Source organism: Burkholderia catarinensis, from assembly GCF_001883705.2.
GTDB classification, from domain to species: domain Bacteria; phylum Pseudomonadota; class Gammaproteobacteria; order Burkholderiales; family Burkholderiaceae; genus Burkholderia; species Burkholderia catarinensis.
The window spans coordinates 106229-130039 of sequence record NZ_MDEQ02000015.1; the positions used below are offsets into that span (position 1 = coordinate 106229).

At 68.7% G+C, this 23811-nt stretch carries 23 protein-coding genes; 8 read left to right on the top strand and 15 right to left on the bottom strand.

Annotated elements, in window-relative coordinates; all coding sequences use genetic code 11:
* Positions 1-4: 4 nt before the first annotated feature.
* On the bottom strand, positions 5-730 hold the full coding sequence (locus BFF94_RS24000) for a DUF484 family protein (RefSeq protein ID WP_219139930.1): 726 nt from the start codon (positions 728-730) through the stop codon (positions 5-7).
* 37 nt (positions 731-767) lie between these two features.
* The gene (gene dapF, locus BFF94_RS24005; protein ID WP_219139931.1) at positions 768-1637 is read right to left on the bottom strand and encodes a diaminopimelate epimerase; all 870 of its coding nucleotides are present in this window, start codon (positions 1635-1637) and stop codon (positions 768-770) included.
* 418 nt (positions 1638-2055) lie between these two features.
* Between dapF and BFF94_RS24010 the strand changes: the two genes are divergently transcribed.
* On the top strand, positions 2056-2334 hold the full coding sequence (locus tag BFF94_RS24010) for a type II toxin-antitoxin system RelE/ParE family toxin (RefSeq protein WP_128843811.1): 279 nt from the start codon (positions 2056-2058) through the stop codon (positions 2332-2334).
* A 14-nt stretch (positions 2335-2348) separates the two neighbouring features.
* Complete coding sequence (locus tag BFF94_RS24015; RefSeq protein ID WP_128843810.1) at positions 2349-2651, top strand: HigA family addiction module antitoxin; 303 nt, start codon at positions 2349-2351, stop codon at positions 2649-2651.
* A gap of 19 nt (positions 2652-2670) precedes the next feature.
* Here the strand turns inward: BFF94_RS24015 and BFF94_RS24020 are convergent, their stop codons facing one another.
* Positions 2671-3555, bottom strand: coding sequence for a lipid A biosynthesis lauroyl acyltransferase (locus tag BFF94_RS24020; protein ID WP_128843809.1), 885 nt, complete (start codon positions 3553-3555; stop codon positions 2671-2673).
* Between the two features lie 265 nt (positions 3556-3820).
* Between BFF94_RS24020 and metK the strand changes: the two genes are divergently transcribed.
* On the top strand, positions 3821-5008 hold the full coding sequence (gene metK, locus BFF94_RS24025; protein WP_040128500.1) for a methionine adenosyltransferase: 1188 nt from the start codon (positions 3821-3823) through the stop codon (positions 5006-5008).
* A gap of 108 nt (positions 5009-5116) precedes the next feature.
* Here metK and BFF94_RS24030 read toward each other — a convergent pair whose 3' ends face one another.
* Positions 5117-5458 (bottom strand): hypothetical protein, encoded by a 342-nt coding sequence (locus BFF94_RS24030; protein ID WP_219139932.1) that lies wholly within the window; start codon positions 5456-5458, stop codon positions 5117-5119.
* 353 nt (positions 5459-5811) lie between these two features.
* On the opposite strand from BFF94_RS24030, the gene BFF94_RS24035 reads away from it, so the two are divergent.
* Entirely contained in the window at positions 5812-6585 is a 774-nt protein-coding gene (locus BFF94_RS24035; RefSeq protein ID WP_128844194.1) for a phytanoyl-CoA dioxygenase family protein, read from the top strand.
* Between the two features lie 194 nt (positions 6586-6779).
* On the opposite strand, the gene BFF94_RS24040 is transcribed toward BFF94_RS24035, so the two are convergent.
* Positions 6780-6986, bottom strand: coding sequence for a DUF3185 family protein (locus BFF94_RS24040; RefSeq protein WP_128844192.1), 207 nt, complete (start codon positions 6984-6986; stop codon positions 6780-6782).
* Between the two features lie 187 nt (positions 6987-7173).
* Here BFF94_RS24040 and mgrA point away from each other — a divergent pair, with 187 nt between their 5' ends.
* Positions 7174-8217, top strand: a complete 1044-nt coding sequence (gene mgrA / locus BFF94_RS24045; RefSeq protein ID WP_128844189.1) for an L-glyceraldehyde 3-phosphate reductase — start codon at positions 7174-7176, stop codon at positions 8215-8217.
* A gap of 107 nt (positions 8218-8324) precedes the next feature.
* On the opposite strand, the gene BFF94_RS24050 is transcribed toward mgrA, so the two are convergent.
* The 3 genes from BFF94_RS24050 to BFF94_RS24060 form a co-directional block, all read right to left on the bottom strand.
* Complete coding sequence (locus BFF94_RS24050; RefSeq protein WP_014895742.1) at positions 8325-8510, bottom strand: hypothetical protein; 186 nt, start codon at positions 8508-8510, stop codon at positions 8325-8327.
* Between the two features lie 267 nt (positions 8511-8777).
* A complete protein-coding gene (locus BFF94_RS24055) occupies positions 8778-9659 on the bottom strand; it encodes a DMT family transporter (protein ID WP_128844187.1) in 882 nt (293 codons plus the stop codon).
* A 409-nt stretch (positions 9660-10068) separates the two neighbouring features.
* The gene (locus BFF94_RS24060) at positions 10069-11319 is read right to left on the bottom strand and encodes an MFS transporter (RefSeq protein WP_219139933.1); all 1251 of its coding nucleotides are present in this window, start codon (positions 11317-11319) and stop codon (positions 10069-10071) included.
* A 329-nt stretch (positions 11320-11648) separates the two neighbouring features.
* Between BFF94_RS24060 and BFF94_RS24065 the strand changes: the two genes are divergently transcribed.
* Both BFF94_RS24065 and BFF94_RS24070 read left to right on the top strand, forming a co-directional pair.
* Positions 11649-11861, top strand: a complete 213-nt coding sequence (locus BFF94_RS24065; RefSeq protein ID WP_011353523.1) for a hypothetical protein — start codon at positions 11649-11651, stop codon at positions 11859-11861.
* Between the two features lie 58 nt (positions 11862-11919).
* On the top strand, positions 11920-12942 hold the full coding sequence (locus BFF94_RS24070) for a serine/threonine protein kinase (RefSeq protein WP_372454285.1): 1023 nt from the start codon (positions 11920-11922) through the stop codon (positions 12940-12942).
* A 72-nt stretch (positions 12943-13014) separates the two neighbouring features.
* Here BFF94_RS24070 and BFF94_RS24075 read toward each other — a convergent pair whose 3' ends face one another.
* Positions 13015-14457 carry a coniferyl aldehyde dehydrogenase gene (locus BFF94_RS24075; protein WP_128847224.1) on the bottom strand — a complete coding sequence of 481 codons (1443 nt, stop codon included), beginning with the start codon at positions 14455-14457 and terminating at the stop codon, positions 13015-13017.
* A gap of 727 nt (positions 14458-15184) precedes the next feature.
* Between BFF94_RS24075 and BFF94_RS24080 the strand changes: the two genes are divergently transcribed.
* Positions 15185-16825 (top strand): GMC family oxidoreductase, encoded by a 1641-nt coding sequence (locus BFF94_RS24080; protein WP_219139934.1) that lies wholly within the window; start codon positions 15185-15187, stop codon positions 16823-16825.
* Positions 16826-16854: 29 nt separating this feature from the next.
* Here the strand turns inward: BFF94_RS24080 and BFF94_RS24085 are convergent, their stop codons facing one another.
* From BFF94_RS24085 to fliF, 6 genes are read right to left on the bottom strand one after another with little or no spacing between them, the layout of a single operon-like run.
* Positions 16855-18231, bottom strand: coding sequence for a flagellar hook-length control protein FliK (locus tag BFF94_RS24085; protein ID WP_219139935.1), 1377 nt, complete (start codon positions 18229-18231; stop codon positions 16855-16857).
* Between the two features lie 31 nt (positions 18232-18262).
* Positions 18263-18721: a flagellar export protein FliJ gene (gene fliJ, locus BFF94_RS24090; RefSeq protein WP_128848942.1), complete on the bottom strand. Its 459-nt coding sequence runs from the start codon at positions 18719-18721 to the stop codon at positions 18263-18265.
* Positions 18722-18726: 5 nt separating this feature from the next.
* Positions 18727-20277, bottom strand: coding sequence for a flagellar protein export ATPase FliI (fliI, locus tag BFF94_RS24095; protein ID WP_219139936.1), 1551 nt, complete (start codon positions 20275-20277; stop codon positions 18727-18729).
* A complete protein-coding gene (fliH, locus tag BFF94_RS24100; protein WP_219139937.1) occupies positions 20271-20954 on the bottom strand; it encodes a flagellar assembly protein FliH in 684 nt (227 codons plus the stop codon). The genes fliI and fliH overlap by 7 nt, the downstream gene beginning before the upstream one ends.
* Positions 20947-21942, bottom strand: coding sequence for a flagellar motor switch protein FliG (gene fliG / locus BFF94_RS24105; RefSeq protein WP_128849831.1), 996 nt, complete (start codon positions 21940-21942; stop codon positions 20947-20949). Before fliG ends, fliH begins: the two co-directional genes overlap by 8 nt.
* Entirely contained in the window at positions 21932-23698 is a 1767-nt protein-coding gene (gene fliF, locus BFF94_RS24110) for a flagellar basal-body MS-ring/collar protein FliF (protein ID WP_219139938.1), read from the bottom strand. Before fliF ends, fliG begins: the two co-directional genes overlap by 11 nt.
* Between the last annotated feature and the right edge of the window lie 113 nt (positions 23699-23811).

Sequence of the window (23811 nt, forward strand, 5' to 3'; positions counted from 1 at the left end):
AGGATCAGTGCGGCAGCAGGCGCGTGAGCGCGGCGCTCGCGAGCGTCGCGATCTGCGCGAGGAAGTCGGTGGCCATCCCGTCGTGGAAGCGGCGCGGATCGGGCGAGCCGAGCACGAGCAGGCCGAACGCGGGGGCATCGGTGCCGGCGAGCGGCGCGCGCAGCGCGAGCAGCGCGACCGATGCGGCCGTGCCGTCGCCGGCCGGTGCGGCTTCCGCGCCTTCCGCCGCATTCGCGGCCGACGCGGCTACCGCCGGCGCAAGCCACTGCGCGGCTTCGAAGCCCGTGTTCGCGCCGCAGTACGGCGTCGACAGGCCGTTCGTGAAGAGGCGTACTTCCTCGCCGACCTGGCGCGCGAAGTCGGCTTGCGCGTAGGTGTCGGCGACGTCCCACACGCGCAGTGCCGTCTGCGGCACGTCGAACACGTCGGCGATGCCGTCGGCGATCGTGCGCGGCAGCGCATACGGATCGCGTTCCGAGATCACGCGTGCGGTCCAGCGGCTGAACTTCGCGGACAGGCTGTCGTTCTCGTGGCCGTAGCGCACGAGCTCGGCGAGGCGGCGCTCGAGATGCTTGTTCTTGTCGCGCAGCATTTCCATCTGCCGCTCCTGCAGCGAGATCGCGGCCTTGCCGTGCGGGTTCGCGAGACGGATCGTCGCGAGCAGTTCGGCATGCTGCGCGAAGAATTCGGGATTGGCGAGCAGGTAGTCGGCGACTTCGCGATCGTTCATGTGGCTGGAGCGTTCAGTTATCAAGGACGTTGCAGGGTCAGGCGTTCAGGTCGATCTCGCCTTCGAACACGGTCGTGGCGGGGCCGGCCATCATCAGCGCGGCGGCTTCGTCGCGCGCGCCGTCCCAGCCGATCGTCAGTGTGCCGCCGTGCGTGTGGACGGTCACGGGCGAATCGAGCAGGCCGCGCCGGATGCCGGCCGCGACCGCCGCGCACGCGCCGGTGCCGCACGCAAGCGTCTCGCCCGCGCCGCGTTCGTACACGCGCAGCTTCACTTCGCTGCGCGACACGATCTGCATGAAGCCGGCGTTCACGCGCTGCGGGAAGCGCGCATGGCGCTCGATCAGCGGGCCTTCTTCCAGCACCGGATACGCTTCGACGTCGTCGACGACCTGCACCGCGTGCGGATTGCCCATCGACACCGTCGAGATCCAGCGCGTCGCGCCGCCGACATCGAGCGGCCACAGCGTGTCGCGGCCCTCCGTGCGGCCGTCGAGGCCCGACGCTTCAAACGGGACTTGCGCCGGCGCGAACACGGGCGCACCCATGTCGACGACGACTTCGCCGTTGTCCTGCAGCGTCAGCGTGATCAGGCCCTTCATCACCTGCACACGCACGCTGCGCTTGTCGGTCAGGCCGCGGTCGCTGACGAATTTCACGAAGCAGCGTGCGCCGTTGCCGCAGTGTTCGACCTCGCCGCCGTCGCAATTGAAGATCCGGTACTTGAAATCCGCGCCGTCGACGGTCGGCTTTTCGACAAGCAGCAACTGGTCTGCGCCGATGCCGAAGTGGCGGTTGGCGAGCGCGCGCACCTGCGCTTCGGTGAGCGGCGGCAACGCGCGCGAATAGCCGTCGAGCACGACGAAGTCGTTGCCCGCGCCGTGCATCTTGGTGAACGAGAGTTTCACTGGGTCCGGAATTCCATGGCGAACAAGGCGGTCAGCGCGGCTCGCCCGACACCGCGCCATGCCGGGCGGCGTCGTTCGTCGTGCTGATCTCAACCGCAAATGATACATGCAGCCGACAGGGGCGTCCTGCGCGGGGCGGGTGTTCGGCTTCGCTTGCGAGGGGGAGCGGGACGATATCCGCCGAACGGCTGACTGGTTGCGCGGGCGGCGGGCGGGCAGATTCAGGTGGTGCGGCGGGATGGACGGGGTCGGGACGGGTGGGCCCGGCGGCGCGAGTCCGGGCATCGCGAGGGCACGGGATGATCCGCGTGCGTGTTTTCGTACCGGTCAAATTGACAATTCAATCAGGCGATTCGTATAGTGTGGATATACGACATGCGGGCCATGCTGTCGATATCGCCTCGCGTGTGGGAGTCCCATGATCAAGTCATGGCAGCACAAGGGGCTGGAAGCGTTTTTCACGAACGGAAGCAAGGCGGGCATTCGACCGGACCATGCCCCGAGGCTGAGGCGCCAGCTCGTCCGTCTCGACATGGCGAGTCAGCCGCTCGACATGAACGTGCCGGGCTGGGGCTTTCATGGCCTCGCCGGCGGGTTGGAGGGTTACTGTTCGGTGAGCGTGAGCGTCAACTGGCGCCTGACGTTCCGGTTCGAGGGCCCCGATGTCGTCCTGGTCAATTATCAAGACTATCACTGAGGTCATTCAACGCCATGACTCGCATCTTCAATCCGCCCCATCCGGGCGAGGCGCTGCGCGACGACGTTTTGCCGGCGCTCGGCCTGACTGTCACCGAGGCCGCCGCGCAGCTCGGTGTGACGCGGGCGGCGCTGTCGCGCATCCTGCACGGCCACGCCGGCATCTCGCCGGAAATGGCGTTGCGCCTCGAGGCGTGGCTTGGCGAAGAGAACGGCGGCCGTGCGGACCTGTGGCTCGCGCAGCAAGCCGCCTACGACCTGTGGCAGGCACGCGCGAAAGGCTTGCCGAAGGTAACCAGGGCGCAGGCGCGCGCATGACGGCGCGCCCGCGGCCGGGTCAGTACAGGCTCGGCTCGCCCGGCGGGCGCGTCTTGAAGCGCTTGTGGACCCAGTAGTACTGCTCGGGCATCAGCGGGATCTGCTCCTCGAGGAATTCGTTCATCCGCCGCGCGTCGAGATCGTCGTCGCCGGTCGGGTAGTCGGCCCACGGCTTGAAGACCTTCAGCCGGTAGCCCTTGTAGTTCGGCAGCACCTCGCCGATAAAGGGCAGAACCTGCGCGTGGCCGGTCTTTGCGAACCGGCCGACCGCCGTCAGCGTGCAGGCGGGTACGCCGAAGAAGGGCACGAACGTCGAGTTGCGCAGCCCGTAGTCCATGTCGGCGCCCAGCATCACCGGCTTGCGGTCGCGCAGCCAGCGCAGCACGGTACGCGCGCTGTCGGCCCGGCTCGCCAGTTCCGCGCCGAAGCGGCTGCGGCCGGCTTTGGCCGCGGCTTCGATTTCCGGGTTCTTCATCGGCGTGTAGAGCGAGCCGCACGTGCGGCCGAGTGCGAGATTGATCGCCATCGAGCCGGCCTCGATGCCGACGAAATGGAAGCCGAGCAGGAGGGTCGGCGGCATGTCCGGATCGCTGAGGTCGACCTCGCTCTCCACCGTGAACAGCTTGCGGTAGACCTGTTCCGACGCGAACCACTGGTAGCTGCGCTCGACGTAGCTGCGGATCGCGTGGCGGAAATGCTGGCCGGCCACTTCCTCGCGCCGTTCGTCGCTCCAGTCCGGGAAGCAGAGTTTCAGATTGGTATGTACGATGCGCTTTCGCCCGCTGGGGATCTGGTACAGCAGCCAGCCGAGACCATCGCCGAGCCGCGCGGTCAGGCCGTACGGCAACCGGGCGAGCAGCTTCAGAAAGCCGATGGCGAGATGTGTGCCGAGGCGGCCTAGCATGCGGGACCTCCGTGGGGCCGGCTGGCCGGCGCGTTGCGAACAGGGGGGTAAGACGGCGGAAGATGCAGCACGTGCGGCACTCTGTGACAATTCAGGAAAGCCGCTATAATACGGTCTTCGCCGAGTTAACTGACAACTTGCGGGGCGAAGCCGGCTGGTGCGACATGCGCTGTCCGGTCCTGGTAATCCGCTAAAGCGTCGCCGCTTCAGGCCCAACGAAGCTGGCTACGTGAAACCAACCGTAACCACACAGGAGCCTGAAAAAGTGGCAAACGATTATCTCTTCACGTCCGAATCCGTCTCCGAAGGCCATCCGGACAAAGTCGCGGACCAAATCTCGGACGCGATTCTCGACGCCATCCTCGAGCAGGACAAATATTCCCGCGTTGCGGCGGAAACGCTGTGCAACACGGGTCTCGTCGTTCTGGCCGGTGAAATCACCACGACGGCGAACATCGATTACATCCAGATCGCGCGCGACACGATCAAGCGCATCGGCTACGACAACACCGACTACGGCATCGACTACAAGGGTTGCGCGGTGCTCGTCGCGTACGACAAGCAGTCGCCGGACATCGCCCAGGGCGTCGATCGTGCCCACGACGACAACCTCGACCAGGGTGCGGGCGACCAGGGCCTGATGTTCGGTTACGCGTGCGACGAAACGCCGGAACTGATGCCGCTGCCGATCTACCTGTCGCACCGTCTCGTCGAGCGCCAGGCCAGCCTGCGCCGCGACGGCCGCCTGCAATGGCTGCGCCCGGACGCGAAGTCGCAGGTGACGGTCCGCTACGTCGACGGCCGCCCCGATTCGATCGACACAGTCGTGCTGTCGACGCAGCATGCACCGGACATCGAACTGCCGGCGCTGCGCGAAGCCGTGATCGAGGAAATCATCAAGCCGACGCTGCCGGCCGACCTGATCAAGGGCGACATCAAGTTCCTCGTGAACCCGACCGGCCGGTTCGTGATCGGCGGCCCGCAGGGCGACTGCGGCCTGACGGGCCGCAAGATCATCGTCGACACGTACGGCGGTGCCGCACCGCACGGCGGCGGCGCGTTCTCGGGCAAGGATCCGTCGAAGGTCGACCGTTCGGCTGCGTATGCAGGCCGCTACGTCGCGAAGAACATCGTCGCCGCCGGCCTCGCGTCGCGCGCGCTGATCCAGGTGTCGTACGCGATCGGCGTCGCCGAGCCGACCTCGGTGATGGTCAATACGTTCGGCACGGGCCGCGTGTCGGATGCGGTGATCACGAAGCTCGTGCGCGAGCATTTCGATCTGCGTCCGAAGGGCATCATCAAGATGCTCGACCTGCTGCGCCCGATCTACGAGAAGACGGCTGCTTACGGCCACTTCGGCCGCGAAGAGCCGGAATTCTCGTGGGAAGCGACCGACAAGGCGCTTGCACTGGCCGAAGCGGCCGGCGTGGAGCCGACGGCCCGCGTCGCGTAAGCGTCGTTCGCCGAAATGAAAAACCCCGGCTTTGCCGGGGTTTTTTTTGGGTTTCGATCGCCGGCACGACGGCGGCGATCGTCGCGGGCAGTGCCCGCCGGCGCACCTTCAGCGCGCGCCGAACCCGAACCAGCCGTTGCTGGCCGCCAGGCGGCGCGGGCGGTTGATGCGGCGCTGCGGGCCGAGCGCACGGCGCAGTGCAAGCGCGCGCAGCGACGACGGCTTCTGCAGCAGCGAGCGAAGGCCGGCACGGCGTACGAACGCCTGTGTGCTCATCATCGAGAAAAACGCGTGGAACCACGCACGGATACCGTCCAGCCGGCTATGTGCGTGCGTACGCTCGGCCAGCGCCTGCCTGCGTGCGCGGTGATGGCGCAGCGAGCGGGCAGGAGCGGACGGCACGACGCGCTTCGCAGCGCGGCTGAAACGGGAAGTCAGACGGAATGGCATGTGAACGATGCTTCGCTTGTATGGATGGCGCCCTTGAAGAGCGCACTGGTATGAACGGCCTCGGATGACGCAACGGATCTTACTGAAAGTCGCTGCGCGCCGCGCCCGCGAAAACTGACAGGCCGCGACAGGCTACAGGGGATTCATGACGGGCAAAAGTCGCGATAAACCCTTGTGCCGCAAGGCGTGTGCCGCATACCGCCTGTCGGTGAGGCCAGCGCCGCGCCGCACAGTTCCCTTGAGCCAGATCAAATCGGCGAATGGCATGCCCCTGCGCACGACAATGGTGCTGTTCGCGGCATCCGGCGCCGATTTACAATCGTCACATTCACACAATAAACGTCTGGCATCCCATGTCGTCTCCATTGCAGTCGGAATCGATCCGCGCGCAAGTCGCGGAATTGCGCGAGCGCGGCTTCGTCGTCGCGCGTGGCCTCGTCGGCGAGCAACAGTGCGCGGCGCTCAAGCAGATCGCCGAGCGCCAGTTGCAGGAAGCCGCCGAGCCGATCGAATTCGAGGCGGACCTGCGCTACCCGGGCGCACCCGAATCGAAGTACGCGCCGGGCGGGCACACGGTGCGGCGGCTGCTCGATGCGTACACGCGCGATCCGGCCTTCGCCGAGCGCGCGATCGCACCTGAAATCGGCGCATGGATGCACGAGTATTTCGGCGAAGAGCCGGTGCTGTCGCGCGCGCATCACAACTGCATGATGACGAAGCACCCCGCGTACGGCAGCCTGACGGGCTGGCATCGCGATTTCCGCTACTGGTCGTTCGAGCGCGCGGACATGGTGTCGGTGTGGCTCGCGCTCGGACCGGAAACGAACGAGAACGGCGCACTGTGGCTCGTGCCGGGTTCGCATACGGCCGAATTCGGGCCTGAAGCGTTCGACGATGCGAAGTTCTTCCGCAGCGACCTGCCGGAGAACCGGAAGATGATCGACGCGGCCACGTGCCCGTCGCTCCGGACGGGCGACGTCGTGTTCTTCCACAGCAACACGCTGCATTCGGCCGGGCAGAACCGCTCCGACCAGGTGAAGTTCTCGCTCGTGTACACCTACCACGGCGCGAGCAACCGGCCGCTGCCCGGCACGCGCTCGGCGGCGAAACCGGAAGTGCGGTTCTAGGGCCAGCGCAAGCCCGTTATTAGCGTGAACAGGCTAGGCGCAGATCGGGCGGCCTGCAAAGCCGTCGCGATCGCGCGATTCGATGCGGTTGCGCATCGCGGGCGGATGAAGCAACGGGCGGCCTGGCCGCCCGTTTCGTTTGATGCGGCCCGTTCGTGTGACGCGGGCCGTGCGTGCGTCGCGCGGCGGCGCGATCAGCGCTTGCCGCCGGGCATCGCGAGGCCGATCAGGCCGATGAACGATGCGACGGCGCCGCCCACGATCAGCAGGATCGTCTTCGTTGCGGGCGAGCCGGTGAAGAAGCGCGACATGTTGTCGTTGATCGAATGGAACGACTGCCCGCCGAAGTACAGCAGCACGACGCCGCCGACGAGCAGCGCAACCGAGATGACCCGGGACATACCAACCTCGCTGAAACGGTGATTCGAGACGCCGCAGTGTAGGCGACGCCCGCGGTCGCGTCCATCGCCGTGCGCGCATCGGTCGCCTTCGCTACCATAGCCGCGTGATGCGCTTTCTCCGCCGCCGTCGCGCCATGGGCGCGGCCGGCGCGCGCCCTTCTGTCCGACGTCCCGACGGGAAATACTCATGGCCTACGAAGCAGCTTCCGAACGTTATGCTGACATGCACTACCGCACCTGCGGCAAATCCGGGCTCAAACTGCCCGCCCTGTCGCTCGGCCTGTGGCACAACTTCGGCGACTCGACGCCGATCTCGACGCAGCGCGAGATCCTGCGCACCGCGTTCGACCTCGGCATCAACCACTTCGATCTCGCGAACAACTACGGGCCGCCGTACGGTAGCGCCGAAACCAACTTCGGCCGGCTGCTGAGGGAGGATTTCCGGCCGTATCGCGACGAGCTGCTGATCTCGACGAAGGCCGGCTGGGACATGTGGCCGGGGCCGTACGGCAGCGGCGGCGGGTCGCGCAAGTACGTGCTCGCGAGCCTCGACCAGAGCCTGCAGCGGATGGGGCTCGACTACGTCGACATCTTCTATTCGCACCGCTTCGACGCGCACACGCCGCTCGAGGAAACGGCGGGCGCGCTCGCGTCGGCCGTGCAGCAGGGCAAGGCGCTCTACATCGGCATTTCGTCGTATTCGGCGGCGAAGACGCGCGAGATGGCCGAGCTGCTCGCGCAGTACCGGGTGCCGCTGCTGATCCACCAGCCTTCGTACAACATGCTGAACCGCTGGATCGAGAGCGACCTGCTCGGCACGCTCGACGACGTCGGCGCGGGCAGCATCGCCTTTACGCCGCTCGCACAGGGGCTGCTCACGTCGAAGTACCTGAACGGCGTGCCGGCGGACGCGCGCGTGAACAAGCCGGGCGGCGGCTCGCTGAAGCAGGATCACTTGAGCGCGGACAATCTCGAGCATGTGCGCAAGCTCAACGCGATCGCCGAGCGGCGCGGGCAGAGCCTCGCGCAGATGGCGCTGGCGTGGGTGTTGCGCAACGGCCGCGTGACGTCCGCGCTGATCGGCGCGAGCCGTGCGGAGCAGGTGCGTGAAAACGTCGGTGCGCTGAAGAACCTCGAATTCTCGGCGGAGGAACTCGCGGAGATCGATCGTCACGCGACGGAAGGCGGTATCAATCTTTGGGAAAAGCCGTCCACCGATCAGGCTATCTGACCGGCAGTCGATACGGCATGCGAAACATCGCGTGCCGTATGCCGGCTTGCAGGCAGCACATTGCATCGCTGCGGTGCAGCGATGCGCGTCAAGCACGAGTGGTGCGGCTAGAGCAGGGCAGGCAGGCCTTCGACAAGCAATACCGCGACGCCGACGCCGAGGATGACGCCCAGCACGCGCAGCAGGTTGTGGCGGAATTCGGTTGCGCACGGCACCGCGCCGAGAAATAGCGCTCCGGCCAGCGCCATCGGGATCAACAGGATGAAATCGCCGATCGTGAAGTAGGTCGTCATGCGTGTCTCCAGTCCCATGCCGGGCTGTTTCTAGTGTTGGTCCGACCCGATTGCGAGCCGGGTGGTCAATTCGAGTATAGGCAACCGGCAGCGCTTTTCGCTATCCGAACCATTAAAAATCAGCGGAAAGCCTGACGAATCGCGCATTTTTCCCGCAAGTAAGACGAACACCTTGCGCGCATCTTTCCAGTGCCTTTCGATTTATGCGGGATTGTCGTATGTGTCCGATGCGGGCCGCCGCACCCGCAGGCACGGCGGCCCGCCCGCTTATGCGCGATCGGGTTGCGCGCGGGCGGCCGGCGCGCGGAATACGAGCGCGAGCCCCGCGATGATCGCGCCCATGCCGGCGAGCGCGAGCGGCTCGGGCCGGTTGCCGAGCCAGACGGCATCCATCAGCGTGGTGACGACGGGCACGAGATAGAACAGGCTCGTCACGTTGACGAGATCGCCGCGCTGCATCAACCGGTAGAACAGCAGTTGCGCGATCACCGAAATCACGATGCCGAGCCACAGCAGCGGTACGACGAACGCCCAGCTCATGTCGAACGACACCGGCCGGAACGGCACGATCGCCACGCACAGCGCGAGGCCGATCGCATTCTGCAGCGGCAGCACGTCGGCGGGCGCCGCGCGTACGCGCTTTTGCAGCAGCGAGCCGACGGTCAGCGCGACGAGTGCGGTGAGCGCACACGCGATGCCCGCGGCCGACAGGCCTGCGCCGCCCACGCCGCGGCACACGACGAGCGCGAGTCCGGCCAGCGACAGCGCGAGCCCCGCGACGCGCACGGGCTGCCAGCGCCGTTCGACGATCGCGAGCGTGAGGATCGGCTGCACGCCGAGGATCGTCGCGAGCACGCCCGGCGCGATCCCGCGCTCGAGCGCGAGCAGGTAGAAGATCGAATAGCCGCCCATCATCAGCAAGCCGGTCAGTGCGGCCATGCGCCGCTCGCCGCGCGGCGGCAGCCAGCGTTTGCGCATGAAGGCCAGCGCGAGCAGCACGAGCGACGCGAGCGCGAAACGCGCGGTGAGAAAGACGAACGCGGATGCGTGACGCAGACCGAGTTCAGCGAAGATCGCGCCGCTGCTCCACAGCAGCACGAAGAGCGACGTCGCTCCATGCGCGGCAAGCGCGCGTTTGAACGAAACCATGTGAATCCACCTGTCGAACGGATCGGAATGTTCCATCCGCGCGCGCAGCAGCAAGCCGTGCGTCACGACGCACGAACATCAGCCGACGGGCGAATGGAAAACGAAACGGAAGCCGGCTGGTCAGCCGGCGCGTGCCGCCGGAGGGGGCGGCGCGGCGCCGACGAGCGGCGGTGCGACAGGAGGAGGAAGGACCGACGGATGCGCGCACGCCTGCGGCCGCGAGTCGAACTGCGGCCGGGATTTTGCGAGGGCGGACGTGAGCGGATGCATCGTGTCGGAATGCGCTTGAACGCGGATGAACATCAAAGGTACAGCAAGGCCGGCGTCCAAGGCAACAAATGTCGGTGGCCCCTGCACGGCGAAAGGCCGGTTGCCGCGATGCAGGGCGCGGTGTGTGCGAACGTCATGCTCATGCGGCGTCGCGGCGTTCGCGACCGCGCAGCCACACCGCGGCCGCGAGGCCCGCGGCGAGCAGCACCGCGACGAGCGTCGCGACGCCCGGCCAGCCGTGCGCGCTCCAGAAGCGTCCGCCGAGCGAGCCGACGATGCTCGAACCGAGGTAGTAGGACAGCAGGTACAGCGCGGCGGCCTGTCCCTTGCCCTGCGTCGCGAGGCGGCCGACCCACCCGCTCGCGGTCGAATGTCCGGCGAAGAAGCCGAACGTGACGCATGCGATGCCGAACGCGATCGCGGCGACGGGCTGCAGCAGCGTCAGCGCGACGCCGGCCAGCATGATGACGACGCTCGCGATCAGCACGCGGCCGCGCCCGAGCGAGTCGGCCATGCGTCCCGACCACGGCGACGCGACGACGCCGACGAGATAGACGACGAAGATCGCGCCGATCGTCGCCTGGTTCATCGAATACGGCGGCGCGAGCAGCCGGTAGCCGACGTAGTTGTACAGCGTGACGAAGCCGCCCATCAGGATGAAGCCCATCGCGAACAGCACGGGCAGTTCGCGGCGGCCGGCGAGATGGCGGGCAAGGGCCGCGCGATGCTGCGCAAAACCGATCCCGCGGCGCGGCGTGAAGTGACGCGACGGCGGCAGCAGCGCGCGAAACGCGAGCGTCGACGCGAGGCCGAGCACGCCGATCGCACCGACCGCGACGCGCCACGTGAACAGGTCGGCCAGCACGCCCGCGATCACGCGCCCGGCCATCCCGCCGATCGCATTGCCGCCGACGTAGAGCCCCATCGCGAGCCCGAGCCCGTCGGGATGCACTTCCTCGGCGAGATAGGCCATGCCGACGGCCGGCACGCCACCGAGCGCGAGCCCGGTGAGCGCGCGCAACGCGAGCATCTGGTGCCAGTGCGGCGCGAACGCGGCGACGAGCGTGAGCAGCGACGACAGCATCAACGACGCGGTCATCAGCCGGTGGCGGCTCAGGCCTTCGGACACGAAGCCCGCGACGAACACGGCGGCGGCGAGCGCGGCTGTCGAAAACGACAGCGCGAGGCTGCTTTGCGCGGGACCGACGCCGAACGCGGTCGAGAATTCGGGCAGCAGCGGCTGCACGTAGTAGAGCAGCGAGAACGTCGCGTAGCCGGTGAACAGCAGCGCGACGCTTGCGCGCCAGTAGCTGCGCGAACCGCGTTCGAGATAGGGGGAAGAGGCGACGGTGCGCGAGGCGGGCGGCGTGGTTCCGTCAGGCTCGGTCACGCGAAATCTCCGGGCGGCTGGGTACAGGACAGACGATACGCCCGTTGCGTCGATCACGGGCACGCCGCGGCGGTGCGGCGGATTCGGCGGGCGGTCATATTCGACAGGGTATGATGGGGGTAGCCGGGTGAGCAAGTACCCGCCCGGCGCAGTGGTTGATTGGAGACATTCGACGAATTCGCGGCACTTCGCACGCTTCTTCTTCTTTTCGCGCTTCGATAAACCGTGAACAATGGGATTACGCGCAACGCTCCGACGAGGGCGCGCGGATCGTGCATTTGCCGGCTCGTCAGCGGGCCGGGTTTCAAGTTTCAACGTGGGGAACCATCATGCATGTCGGGTCGATTGTCTGCACTACCCATATCGCGGTGCCGAAGGGCGCGCGCGGCATCGTCCAGCGCGTCCTGGGCGACATGGCCATGGTGACCTGGTACGCGGGCGTGCCGGGCGAGTCGAAAGAACTCAACACCGAGCCGTTCTTTCTCGAGGACCTGATCGACACCGGCGAATCCGTGCTGCCGGCCGGCGCGGCGCTTCACTGAGCGCAAGCGCCGCATCGGACGCTCGTCTTTCGGCCCGGCTGGCGGCACAATGCGGGGCATGAAAGACGTCACTTCCGCTCCCGCTTCTCCCGCCGGCGCGCCGTTCGCCGGGCTCACGCCCGAGTGCGTGCTCGACGCGCTCGACAGCGTGCTGATGCCGGCCGGCCTGCGCACCGACGGGCGCCTGCTCGCCCTCAACAGCTACGAGAACCGCGTCTACCAGGTCGGCGTCGAAGACGGCCCGCCGGTCGTCGCGAAGTTCTACCGCCCGGCGCGGTGGTCGGACGATGCAATCCTCGAGGAGCACGCGTTCGTCGCCGAACTCGCCGCGCGCGAGATACCGGCGGTGCCCGCGCGCGCTTTCGACGGTCTCACGCTGCATGCATTCGACGGCTTCCGCTTCTCGATCTTCGAGCGGCGCGGCGGCCGTGCACCCGATCTCGACCGCAGCGACACGCTCGAATGGCTCGGCCGTTTCATCGGCCGGATCCATGCGGTCGGCGCGACGCAGCCGTATGTCGCGCGTCCCGTGCTCGACATCCAGACGTTCGGCTATGAGCCGCGCGACTACCTGCTCACGCACGATTTCATTCCGGACGATGTGCGGCCTGCCTACGAGACGGCGGTCACGCTCGCGCTCGAAGGCGTCGAGGGCGCGTTCGAGCGTGCGGGCGAGATCCGCCTGTTGCGCACGCACGGCGACTGTCATCCGAGCAACGTGCTGTGGACCGATGCCGGCCCGCATTTCGTCGACTTCGACGACAGCCGGATGGCGCCCGCGATCCAGGATCTGTGGCTGCTGCTGCCGGGCGATCGCGAAGGCGCGTCGCGCGCGCTGGCGGACCTGCTCGCCGGCTACGAGGATTTCTGCGAATTCGAGCCGCGCGAGCTGCACCTCGTCGAAGCGCTGCGCACGCTGCGGCTGATCCACTACGCGGCATGGCTTGCGCGGCGCTGGGACGATCCCGCATTTCCGGCCGCGTTCCCGTGGTTCAACACGCATCGTTACTGGGAAGCGCGCGTGCTCGAACTGCGCGAGCAGATCGGCGCGATGCAGGAAGGGCCGCTCTGGCCCGTGTGACGGCGCGCACGGCACCGGCGCCGCGCGGCAGGCTCGCGCGGGCCGCGGTGCGATGCGCGCGGCCCGTCCGGCTCAGAACTTCAGCATCAGCTTGATCAGCGCGGCGAAGCGCTTGCCGTACGGCGGCGCGAGCAAGTTGCGCGCGTTCAGGCGCGCCTGCGTGAGCACCGGCTTCATCTTCGAGAACGTCACGAAGCCGTCGTAGCCGTGATACGCGCCCATGCCGCTCGCACCGACACCGCCGAACGGCAAACTGCCGCATGCGATGTGCATCAGCGTTTCATTGATCGACACGCCCCCGGAGATCGTTTCGCGCATCACGCGGTCAATCGTGCCGCCGTCCTCGTCGAACAGATACAACGCGAGCGGCCGCGGGCGCGCATTCACGTAAGCGATCGCCTCGTCGAGCCGTTCGTACGGCACGAGCGGCAGCAGCGGCCCGAAGATTTCCTCCTGCATCAGCTGCGACGCGGCCGGCACCTGCGTGACCGCGCACGGCACGAAGCGGCGCGACGCGGGATCGGACTGCGCGTCGGACAGCGGATGCAGTTGCGCGCCGGCCGCCTGCGCGTCGCTCGCGAGTTGCTGCAGCCGCGCATAGTGGCGCGGCGACACGATCGTCGTGTAGTCGCCGTTGGCCGACAGGTCCGGATACATCTTCGCGAACCGTGCCCGCGCGCGCTCGATGAACGCGGCTTCCATCCCGCGCGGCAGCAACACGTAGTCGGGCGCGATGCAGGTCTGGCCCGCGTTCAGCGTCTTGCCCGCGACGATCGCGTCGACGGCCGCATCGAAGCGCGCGTTCGGGCCGACGATCGCGGGCGACTTGCCGCCGAGCTCGAGCGTGACGGGCGTGAGGTTGTCGGCGGCCGCGCGCATCACGTGGCGGCCGACCTGCGTCGAACCGGTGAACAGCAGATGGTCGAACGGCAGCGCGCTGAATGCGGCACCGACCTCCGCGTCGCCGTTCACGACCGCGACGTGGTCGCGCGTGAAAGTCTTCGCGATCAGTTGCTCGAACAGCGCCGACGTGCGCGGCGTCAGTTCGGACATCTTGATGATCGCGCGGTTGCCGGCCGCGAGCGCGCAGATCAGCGGACCGGCCGCGAGCAGCACCGGATAGTTCCACGGCACGACGATGCCGACCACGCCGAGCGGCTGCGGAATCACCTTCGCGCGCGCCGGGCGCAGCCACTTGTTCATCGGCTTGCGGATCGGTTTCATCCAGCGCTTGCCGTGCTTGAGCGCGTCGTCGATTTCTTCCTTCGCCATCCAGATTTCCGATAGCAGCACTTCCTGCTTCGCGCGATGACCGAAATCGGCGCTGATCGCTTCGGCGAGCGCGTCCGCATGGTCGATCAGCATCGTGCGCAGCGCGCGCAGATGCTGCGTGCGCGTTTCCCATGCCGGGTACGGTGCGCGCAGGTAGGCCGCGCGCTGGTCGCGCAGCAGCGACGTCAGCGCATCGACCGACGGCATCGCTTGCGGGGCCAGTTCGGGCAGGTCGTTCTTCATGTCGTCTCCTCCAGTTGGGCCTGGCTGGTCGGCCGGCCGTCACGCCGCACGCGCGCGCTCGGCGAGCGCGGCGGCGCGGATCGGGGTGGTGCGTGTCGCGCGGCGCGGGGCCGGCTGCGACGTGGGCTCGAAAACGGGTTGCTGCGTGTGGCGGGCGTCGCATCCGCGCGACGGTATCCTCATCCGAAAAACGCGCCGCGGTGCATGCGTGTGCGGCGCGATGCGACTGCCGACGGGCGCGCGACACTGCGGCGCGAGCGCCTGCCGGTGCACCGAAGCGGGGCAGCGCAACGCATGCGTCGATACGTGCCGCAGCGCATCGTGCCGCGGCGGCGACCCGCCGTCCAAACGGTCGGCGACGACACGCGCGGTTCGATTTCGAGCGGCCGCGCGCATGACGCCGTACATCCTCGCGCAGGCAGCCGTTTGAAATGAAATGCGGGCCGCGTGCGCCGTGTCCGGGCAACCCGGTCGGCACGCGGCCTGCAGAACCTGGCGCTGCATCGTCGTCTCTCCCGTTTCGCGGTGGATCGGCTTCTCGTGGCCGGCGCATCGCGCAAAGCGAATCGATACATCTTAAATTTAGTTCACGCGGGCGTTTAGAGGAATCGCTCTTGAATCCGCGTGCCGCGTGCAAGACGCCCATTCCTACAATGCCCGAACTACAAGAGGGGACGCGGTCGCGCGGCGGTGCCGGGCGCCTTCCATGACACGACGGAGACGTGACATGCAATACGACTACATCATCGTCGGCGGCGGCTCGGGCGGTTCGAGCCTGGCAGGCCGTCTCGCCGATGCCTGCCCCGACGCGACGATCGCGCTGATCGAGGCCGGCTCGCATACGGAGCGCAACCTGCTCGTCAACATGCCGGTCGGCATCGCGGCGCTGGTGCCGTTCAAGCTCGGCACGAACTACGGCTACGAGACGGTGCCGCAGCCGGGCCTCGGCGGGCGGCGCGGCTACCAGCCGCGCGGGCGCGGGATGGGCGGCTCGAGCGCGATCAACGCGATGATCTATACGCGCGGCCACCCGGGCGACTACGACGAGTGGGCGCAGCTCGGCGCGACGGGCTGGGGCTGGCAGGACGTGCTGCCGTATTTCCGCCGCGCGGAAGGCAACGCGCGCGGCGCCGACGCGTGGCACGGCGCGGACGGCCCGCTGTCGGTGTCGGATCTGCGCTTTCGCAATCCGTTCTCCGAACGATTCATCCAGGCCGCGCACGCCGCCGGCTATCCGCTGAACGACGATTTCAACGGCGCGACGCAGGAAGGCGTCGGCTTCTACCAGGTCACGCACCGCGACGGCTCGCGCTGCAGCGTCGCACGCGCGTATGTCTACGGCCGCAACCGGCCGAACCTGCACGTGATCACCGACGCGACGGTGCTGCGCGTCGGCTTCGACGGCAAGCGCGCGGTCGGCGTCGCGGTATCGCGCAACGGACGCGTCGAGACGCTCGGCGCACGCGCGGAAGTGATCCTGGCGGCCGGCGCGTTCAATTCGCCGCAACTGCTGATGTGTTCGGGGATCGGCCCGGCGGAGCAGTTGCGCCGCCACGGGATCGCGGTCGTGCAGGATGCGCCGGACGTCGGCACGAACCTGATCGACCACATCGACTTCATCATCAACACGCGCTTGAATTCGTCGGAGCTGGTCGGCGTGTGCCTGCGCGGGATCGCGAAGATGACGCCCGCGCTCGCGCGCTATTTCTCGAGCCGCACGGGGATGATGACGAGCAACGTCGCGGAGGCCGGCGGCTTCATCAAGAGCGATCCGTCGATCGAGCGGCCCGACCTGCAGCTGCATTTCTGCACGGCGCTCGTGGACGACCACAACCGCAAGATGCACTGGGGTTTCGGCTACTCGCTGCACGTGTGCGCGCTGCGGCCGTTCAGCCGCGGCACGGTCGCGCTCGCGAGCGGCGACGCGCGCGACGCGCCGCTGATCGATCCGCGCTTCTTCAGCGATTCGCGCGATCTCGACCTGCTCGTGCGCGGCACGCAGGCGATGCGCCGCATCCTGTCGCAGGCGCCGCTCGCGTCGCAGGGCGGGCGCGAGCTGTACACGCGGGCGGGCCAGAGCGAAGCCGAGCTGCGCGCGACGATCGTCGCGCATGCCGACACGATCTATCACCCGGTCGGCACGTGCCGGATGGGTTCCGATGCGCGCGCGGTCGTCGATCCGCAACTGCGCGTGCGCGGCGTCGAAGGATTGCGCGTGGTGGATGCGTCGGTGATGCCGACGCTGGTCGGCGGGAACACGAATGCGCCGACGGTGATGATCGGCGAGCGCGCGGCGGACTTCATCGTCGCGACGCGCCAGGGCGGTGTGTCGCGCGGCGAGACGGCTAGCGCGGTGCACGGCCGCTGAACGCGGCGCGCGCACTGCAGCGGCAATGCTCAGGCAAACGTATCGACGAGCCCGGCGCGGCTCACGCTCGCGGCGGCCGGTGCGGATTGCGCAGCGTCGGCGGGTGCATCGACGGCTGACGGTCCGCCGTTCCCGCGCCGCGACGGCCGGCCGTGGGCGTTGGTCTGTTGCGGGTTCTGCTGCTGCGAAGCGAAGCCGCCGTCGCTGACGGTCGCGCTGCCGAGCCCGAGCCCGCCCGCTTCCATCGCTTCGCGCAGCTTCGGCAGCGCGGCTTCGACCGCGTCGCGCACCTGCGCGTGCTGCGACACGAACAGCGCGTGCGCGTGGTTGTCCGCGACGCGCAGCACGACCTGCAGCGGCCCGAGATCGGGCGGGTTGAGCGTCAGCTCGGCGCTCTGCTGGTGCGCATTCGACAGGAACACGACCTTCTGGCTCAGCGCATCCGTCCAGTCGGCGGTGCCGACGTGCGGGGCGAGCACATGCGCGTTGGCGGCGGCGATCGCGCTCGCGGCCGGCGACAACTGCAGGTTCGCCTGCGCCGCGGCCGCAGCCGATGCGCCGGCCGCGAGCGTCGCGCTGGCGGCCGGATCCGTCGCATCGCTGGCCGCCGCGAGTGCATGCTGCGCGCCCGACTGCGTATTCGCGTCGGCCTGCAGCGCCTGCGCGGTGGCCTGCGCCGGCGTCTGCTGGGTGGCGAGCGGACCCTTCGCGTCGGCGAGCGTGCGGTCGAACGTCGGCACCTTCGGCGTCAACGGTGCGGCCGCGGCGCCGGTCGAGGCGGTTGCTGCCGGTGCCGGTGCCGAGGCCGTGGCACCGGCCGTCGTGCCGGTCGCGGGCATCGCGATCGCGCCCGAGCCGCCCGTCAGCTTGGCGAGCGCCGCTTGCAGCGCATCGCGGCTCGACGCCGGCGCGGCCGCAGCCGGCTGGGCGGCCGCATCCTTGGCCGCGTGGTCCGCCAGCGTGGCCGTGGCATCGGGCTGGCCGGCCACGGCCGTCTTTTGCGCGGCGGCAGCGGCGGTCGCGGCATCGGCCGGCATTGCGTTGTCCGTGCGTGCCTGCAGTTGCGCTTGCACGGCCGCGGCGGCCGCGAGTGCGGCGGCGTCGGGGTTGGTGGTGGCGTTCGCGTCGTCGGTCGACTGATCGTCGTCCGCGCCGGACGGCTTCGCGCCGGCGGCCGGCTTCGACGAAGCCTGTTTCGTCGATACGTCCGGGGTGCCGGAAGTCGCCGCGTCGCGACGCGTGACGACACTTTGCTTCAGCGTCTGCGCGAACGGCACGGCGGTCGTGGCGGTCGCGGCACCGTTGCCGGTGGCAGAGGCGGCGCCGGACGCCCCCGAGCTGCGGGCGGCCTTGAGTGCGGCGCCGGCGGTGTCGATCAGCGCGCCGAGCAGGGGCAAGGGAGGCATGACGGTTCTCTCGTTCGAAAGCGGTGGTCGGTTACGACGAACGGGCCGCGTCGGCCCGCATGCGCAGGATCTTCGCGGCGTGTTCGTCGGCGTCGCGCTGTTCGCGCCGGGCGTCGAGTTTGGCTTCCTGCGCGACGCCGCGCGCCTGCAGGATTTCATACGAGCCGACGGTGCGTTTCTTCTGTTGCCAGTTCGGGCGCGCCTCGTCCATGCGGACTTCGGCCGCGGCCAGCACGTTGCGCTGCTGCACGATCGCCGCGTCGAGCGTGTCGATGAACGCCTGGAAATTGCGCCAGCTGCCGGCCGGCATCCCGTGCTGCGCGGACTGCGAGAAGCGCGCGTGGTACTCGTCGCGATAGCGCAGCAGCGCGTCGAGCTGCTCGGCGGCCGCGGTGCGGTCGCGCTGCGCGGTGCCGAGCTGCCTGGCCGCCGTGTCGAGGTCTTCCTGCGCGCGATCGAGCAGCAACTGCAGGGGAAAGCCGTGAGCCATCTGCGTCAGCCTCCGTGGGGATCGAACAGCGCATCGAGCCCGGCGAGGCTCGACGCGAACGGCGCGCATTCGCGAAAGCCCTGCTGCAGGAATGCCTCGATGCGCGGATAAAGCGCGATCGCGCGGTCGAGCTGCGCGTCGCGGCCAGGCGCGTAGGCGCCGACCGCGATCAGGTCGCGGTTGCGCTGGTAGCGCGACAGCATCTGCTTGAACTGCCGGACGTGGTCGAGATGCGTTTCGTCGATCAGCGCGGTCATCGCGCGGCTGATCGACGCCTCGATGTCGATCGCGGGATAGTGGCCGGCCTCGGCGAGCGCGCGGGACAGCACGACGTGGCCGTCGAGGATCGCACGCGCCGAATCGGCGATCGGGTCCTGCTGGTCGTCGCCTTCGGTCAACACCGTGTAGAACGCGGTGATCGAGCCGCCGCCTTCCGGCCCGTTGCCGGTGCGCTCGACGAGTGCGGGCAGCTTCGCGAACACCGACGGCGGATAGCCTTTCGTCGCGGGCGGCTCGCCGATCGCCAGCGCGATCTCGCGCTGCGCCATCGCGTAGCGCGTCAGCGAATCCATCAGCAGCAGCACGTGCTTGCCCTGGTCGCGGAAATACTCGGCGAGCGACGTTGCGTACGCCGCGCCCTGCATCCGCAGCAGCGGCGACACGTCGGCCGGCGCCGCGACGACGACCGAGCGCGCGAGCCCGTCCTCGCCGAGGATCTGTTCGATGAATTCTTTCACTTCGCGGCCGCGTTCGCCGATCAGCCCGATCACGATCACTTCCGCGCTCGTGTAGCGCGCCATCGTGCCGAGCAGCACCGACTTGCCGACGCCGGAGCCCGCGAACAGGCCCATCCGCTGCCCGCGGCCGACGGTCAGCAGCGCGTTGATCGCGCGTACGCCGACGTCGAGCACGTGGTGGATCGGTTCGCGCTCGAGCGGGTTGATCGACGGCGCCGACAGCGGTGCGTCGACCTTCGACGCGAGCGGGCCGAGGCCGTCGAGCGGGCGGCCCGACGCATCGACGACGCGCCCGAGCATTTCCCAGCCGACCGGCAGCCGTTTCGCGCCCGCGAGCGGATCGGTGACAGGCGCGCTTTCGCGCGGCCACACGCGCGCGCCGGGCAGCACGCCGGCGACGTCGGTGGTCGGCATCAGGAACAGGCGGTCGCCGGCGAAGCCGACGACTTCGGCTTCCGCGTGCGGCAGCGTGCTGCCGGGCGGCAATTCGATCGTGCACTCGGCGCCGACCGACAGGCGCAGCCCGATCGCCTCGAGCACGAGGCCGGCCGCGCGCGTGAGGCGCCCGCACGGCCGCAGCGGCAGCGCGCGGTGGCTGCGCGCGGCGAGCCCGTTCAGATGCGTGCGCCAGTGCGCGAGATGCGGGTTGTGCGGCGCACGCGGTGCGGCGTCGAGTGCGGCGGCCGCAGCGGTTGCGTGCTTCGTTGCGTCGTGTGCGGTGTCGTGCGCGGCAGCGGGGCCGAACGACGCGAGCGCGAGCTCGCGTTCGAGCGGCGTCATGCCGTCGTGCGCAAGCGACTCGGGCGGCCGCGTCACCACGTGCTCACCTTGCCGATCGCGGCGGCGACGCGCTGCCAGCGCGTGGGCAGCGTCGCGTCGACCTCGCCGGTGGCGGCGTGCGCGCGGCAGCCGCCGCGCTCGATCGATGCGTCGGTGCGCACGTTCCAGCCGAGCGTATCGAGATCGTCCTGCAGATAGGCTTCGACGACGGGCAGGTCGGCCGGATTCACCGCGAGATGCGGCGCGCCGGACAGCGCGGGTTCGGCCGCGAGCACGTCGCGCACGGCCGCGACGAGCGCGGCCGGGTCGTGCTTCACGTGCTGGCGCACGACCTGCTGCGCGATGTCGAGCGCGAGCTGCGCGATGTCGGACGCGAGATCGTGCTCGGCGGTCGACACGGCCTCGCGGAACGACGCGGCGAGCGCCGTGAGCTGCGCGGCCTGTTCGCGCGCGTCGGCCTGGCCGGCCTCGAAACCCTGTTCGCGGCCCTGCTCGAAACCGGCCTGGTAGCCGAGCGCCTGGCCTTCGACGTGGCCGGCCGCATGGCCTTCGGCGTGCGCGGCGTCGCGCACGCGCTGCAGTTCCGCGGCGAGCGCGGCGGCGGCCGCTGCCGCGTCGTCGGGCGGCGGCGGGGGCGGCGGCGGGTCGAACGACGCCATCTCCCACCGCTGGTACGCGGTGAGGGTGCCCGCGCGATCGCTCGCCGAATCAGACATACGCGTCTTCCGCCTTGCCGCCGATCACGATCTGGCCGCTCTCGGCGAGGTTGCGCACGATCTGCAGGATGCGGCGCTGCTGCGTCTCGACTTCGGACACGCGTACCGGGCCGCGCGCGTCGAGATCCTCGGCGAGCAGTTCGGCCGCGCGCTGCGACATGTTCGCGAGGAACTTCTGGCGCAGCGCGGGCGGCGCGCCCTTCAGCGCGATGATCAGCGTTTCCGACTCGACTTCCTTGAGCACCATCTGGATCGCGCGATCCTCGAGTTCGAGCAGGTTCTCGAACACGAACATCTGGTCGACGATCTTCTGCGCGAGATCGGCGTCGTACTGGCGCACGCTTTCGAGCACGCCTTCCTCATGCACGCTCGTCATGAAGTTCAGGATCTCGGCCGCGGTGCGGATGCCGCCCATCGGGCTGCGTTTCAGGTTGTCGCTGCCGGACAGCAGGCCCGTCAGCACGTCGTCGAGTTCGCGCAGCGCGGCCGGCTGGATGCCGTCGAGCGTCGCGATCCGCAGCAACACGTCGTTGCGCAGCCGTTCGGTGAAGCACGATGCGATCTCGGACGCCTGGTCGCGGTCGAGGTGCACGAGGATCGTCGCGATGATCTGCGGATGCTCGTTCTTGATCAGTTCGGCCACCGCGCCCGAGTCCATCCACTTCAGGCCCTCGATGCCGCTCGTGTCGCTGCCCTGCAGGATGCGGTCGATCAGCACGCCGGCCTTGTCCTCGCCGAGCGCCTTCGTCAGCACCGAGCGGATGTACTCGCTCGAATCGAGCGACAGCGCGGTGTGCTGCTCGGCTTCCTTCACGAAGTCGTGCAGCACGTCCTCGACCTGCTCGCGCGTGACGTTCTTCAGCGCGGCCATCGCGGCGCCGATCTTCTGGACCTCGCGCGGCGCGAGGAACTTGAATACCTGCGCGGCCTCTTCCTCGCCGATCGACATCAGCAGCAGCGCGCTCTTGGTCAAGCCTTCAGCGTTCATCGGACACCCAGTTCTTCACGACGGTGGCGACGATCTTCGGATCCTGGCGGGCGATCGTGCGCGCGTAGTCGAGGTTGCGTTCGTAGCGGTTCTTCTCGTTTTCGAAGCCGAGCAGCAGCGTATCGGGCTCGTCGTCGGCCTTGGCGGGCGCCGGCAGGCCGTCGAGCGCGACCGGATCGTCCGGCGCCGCGAGCGCCGGCGCGGCCGGCTCGGCCGGCGGGAACGCGCGGCGCATCGCCGGGCGCACGAACATGAAGTAGAGCGCTGCCGCGGCCGCCGCGATGCCGAGCCACTTCGCGGCTTCCTTCGCCATCGCGATCACGTCGGGCTGGCGCCACCACGGCAGGTCGGCGTACGGGTCGCTCACGGTCGAGAACGCGCTGTTCACGACGTTCACCGAGTCGCCGCGCTTCTCGTCGTAGCCCATCGCGTCCTTCACGAGTTGCTCGACCTGCGCGAGCTTCGCGGGCGGCAGCGGCTGCATCGTCACGTGGCCCTTCGCGTCGGCGATCGGCTGGTAGTTGACGACGACCGCGACCGACAGCCGCTTCACGCTGCCCATCGGCTGTTCGAGATGGCGGATCGTCTTGTCGACCTCGTAGTTGGTCGTCTGGTCCTTGCGGTCGCTCACGGGTGTCGTCTGCGGCGCGTTCTGGCCGTTGCCGGCGACGACCGGCGCGGAGGCCGGCTGCGGCGGCGTGTTCGACAGCGCGCCCGGCACGCCCGATGCGCCGCCCTGCGCGAGCTCGGTCGCGCTGCTGGTCTGCTGGCTGCGGATCGCGGCCTGCTGCGGCACGCCGTTCGGGCCGTAGCTTTCCGACGTCTGTTCGATCTTCGAGAAATCGAGGTCCGCGCTGACCTGCGAGCGCGCGTTGCCGGCACCGAAGATCGGCGCGAGGATCGCGTCGATGCGCTTTTGCGTGTTGTGCTCGACCTGCTGTACGTACTTGAGCTGGCTCGCGTCGAGGCCGGATGCCGACGCGGTCTGGGTCAGCAGGTTGCCGTCCTGGTCGACGATCGTCACGTTCTTCGCGGGCATGTCGGGCACGCCGGACGACACCATTCGCGTGATCGCCTGGACCTGGCCCTCGTCGAGCACGCGGCCCGGGTAGAGGTCGACGAACACCGACGCGCTCGGCGCTTCCTTGTCGCGCACGAATACCGACGGCTTCGGGATCGCGAGATGCACGCGCGCGCCGCGCACGGCGTTGATCGATTCGATGGTGCGCTGCAGCTCGCCTTCGAGCGCGCGCTGGTAGTTCACTTGTTCGGCGAACTGGCTGATACCGAATTTCTGGTTGTCCATCAGCTCGAAGCCGACCGAGCCGCCCTTCGGCAAGCCCATCGCGGCGAGCTTCAGGCGCGTTTCATGTACCTGGTTCGACGGCACGAGGATCGCGCCGCCGGCATCGGCGAACTTGTAGGGAACGTTTGCCTGCTGGAGCGCGGCAATGATCGCGCCGCCGTCGCGGTCCGACAGGTTGCTGTACAGCACGCGGTAATCGGGCGTCCGGCTCCACAGCACGAGCGCGGTGATCGCGGCGATCGCGAACGCGACGGCGATCACGAACGGCAGCTTCGGGTTGCCCTTCATCCGCGTGATGCCGGGAATGCGTTCCGCGAAGCCGCCAAGCCCGAAGTCCGCGCCTGCGCCACCCGCGCCCGGCAACGCGGCGGCCGCGGCGGCGCCGGGCGCCGGGCTGGCGAGGCCCGCGCGGGCGTCTGGGTTGATCAGCGAGTTGGCCTGCGAATCCATGCGTCGAGTTTCTCCGGAGCGGGACGACTGAGCTCGCTCGGACGAGCGGGCGGACAATGACACGATGCGATTATCGTGATCCGGGCCGTACTCCGATCGACCGAAAAGAGCGG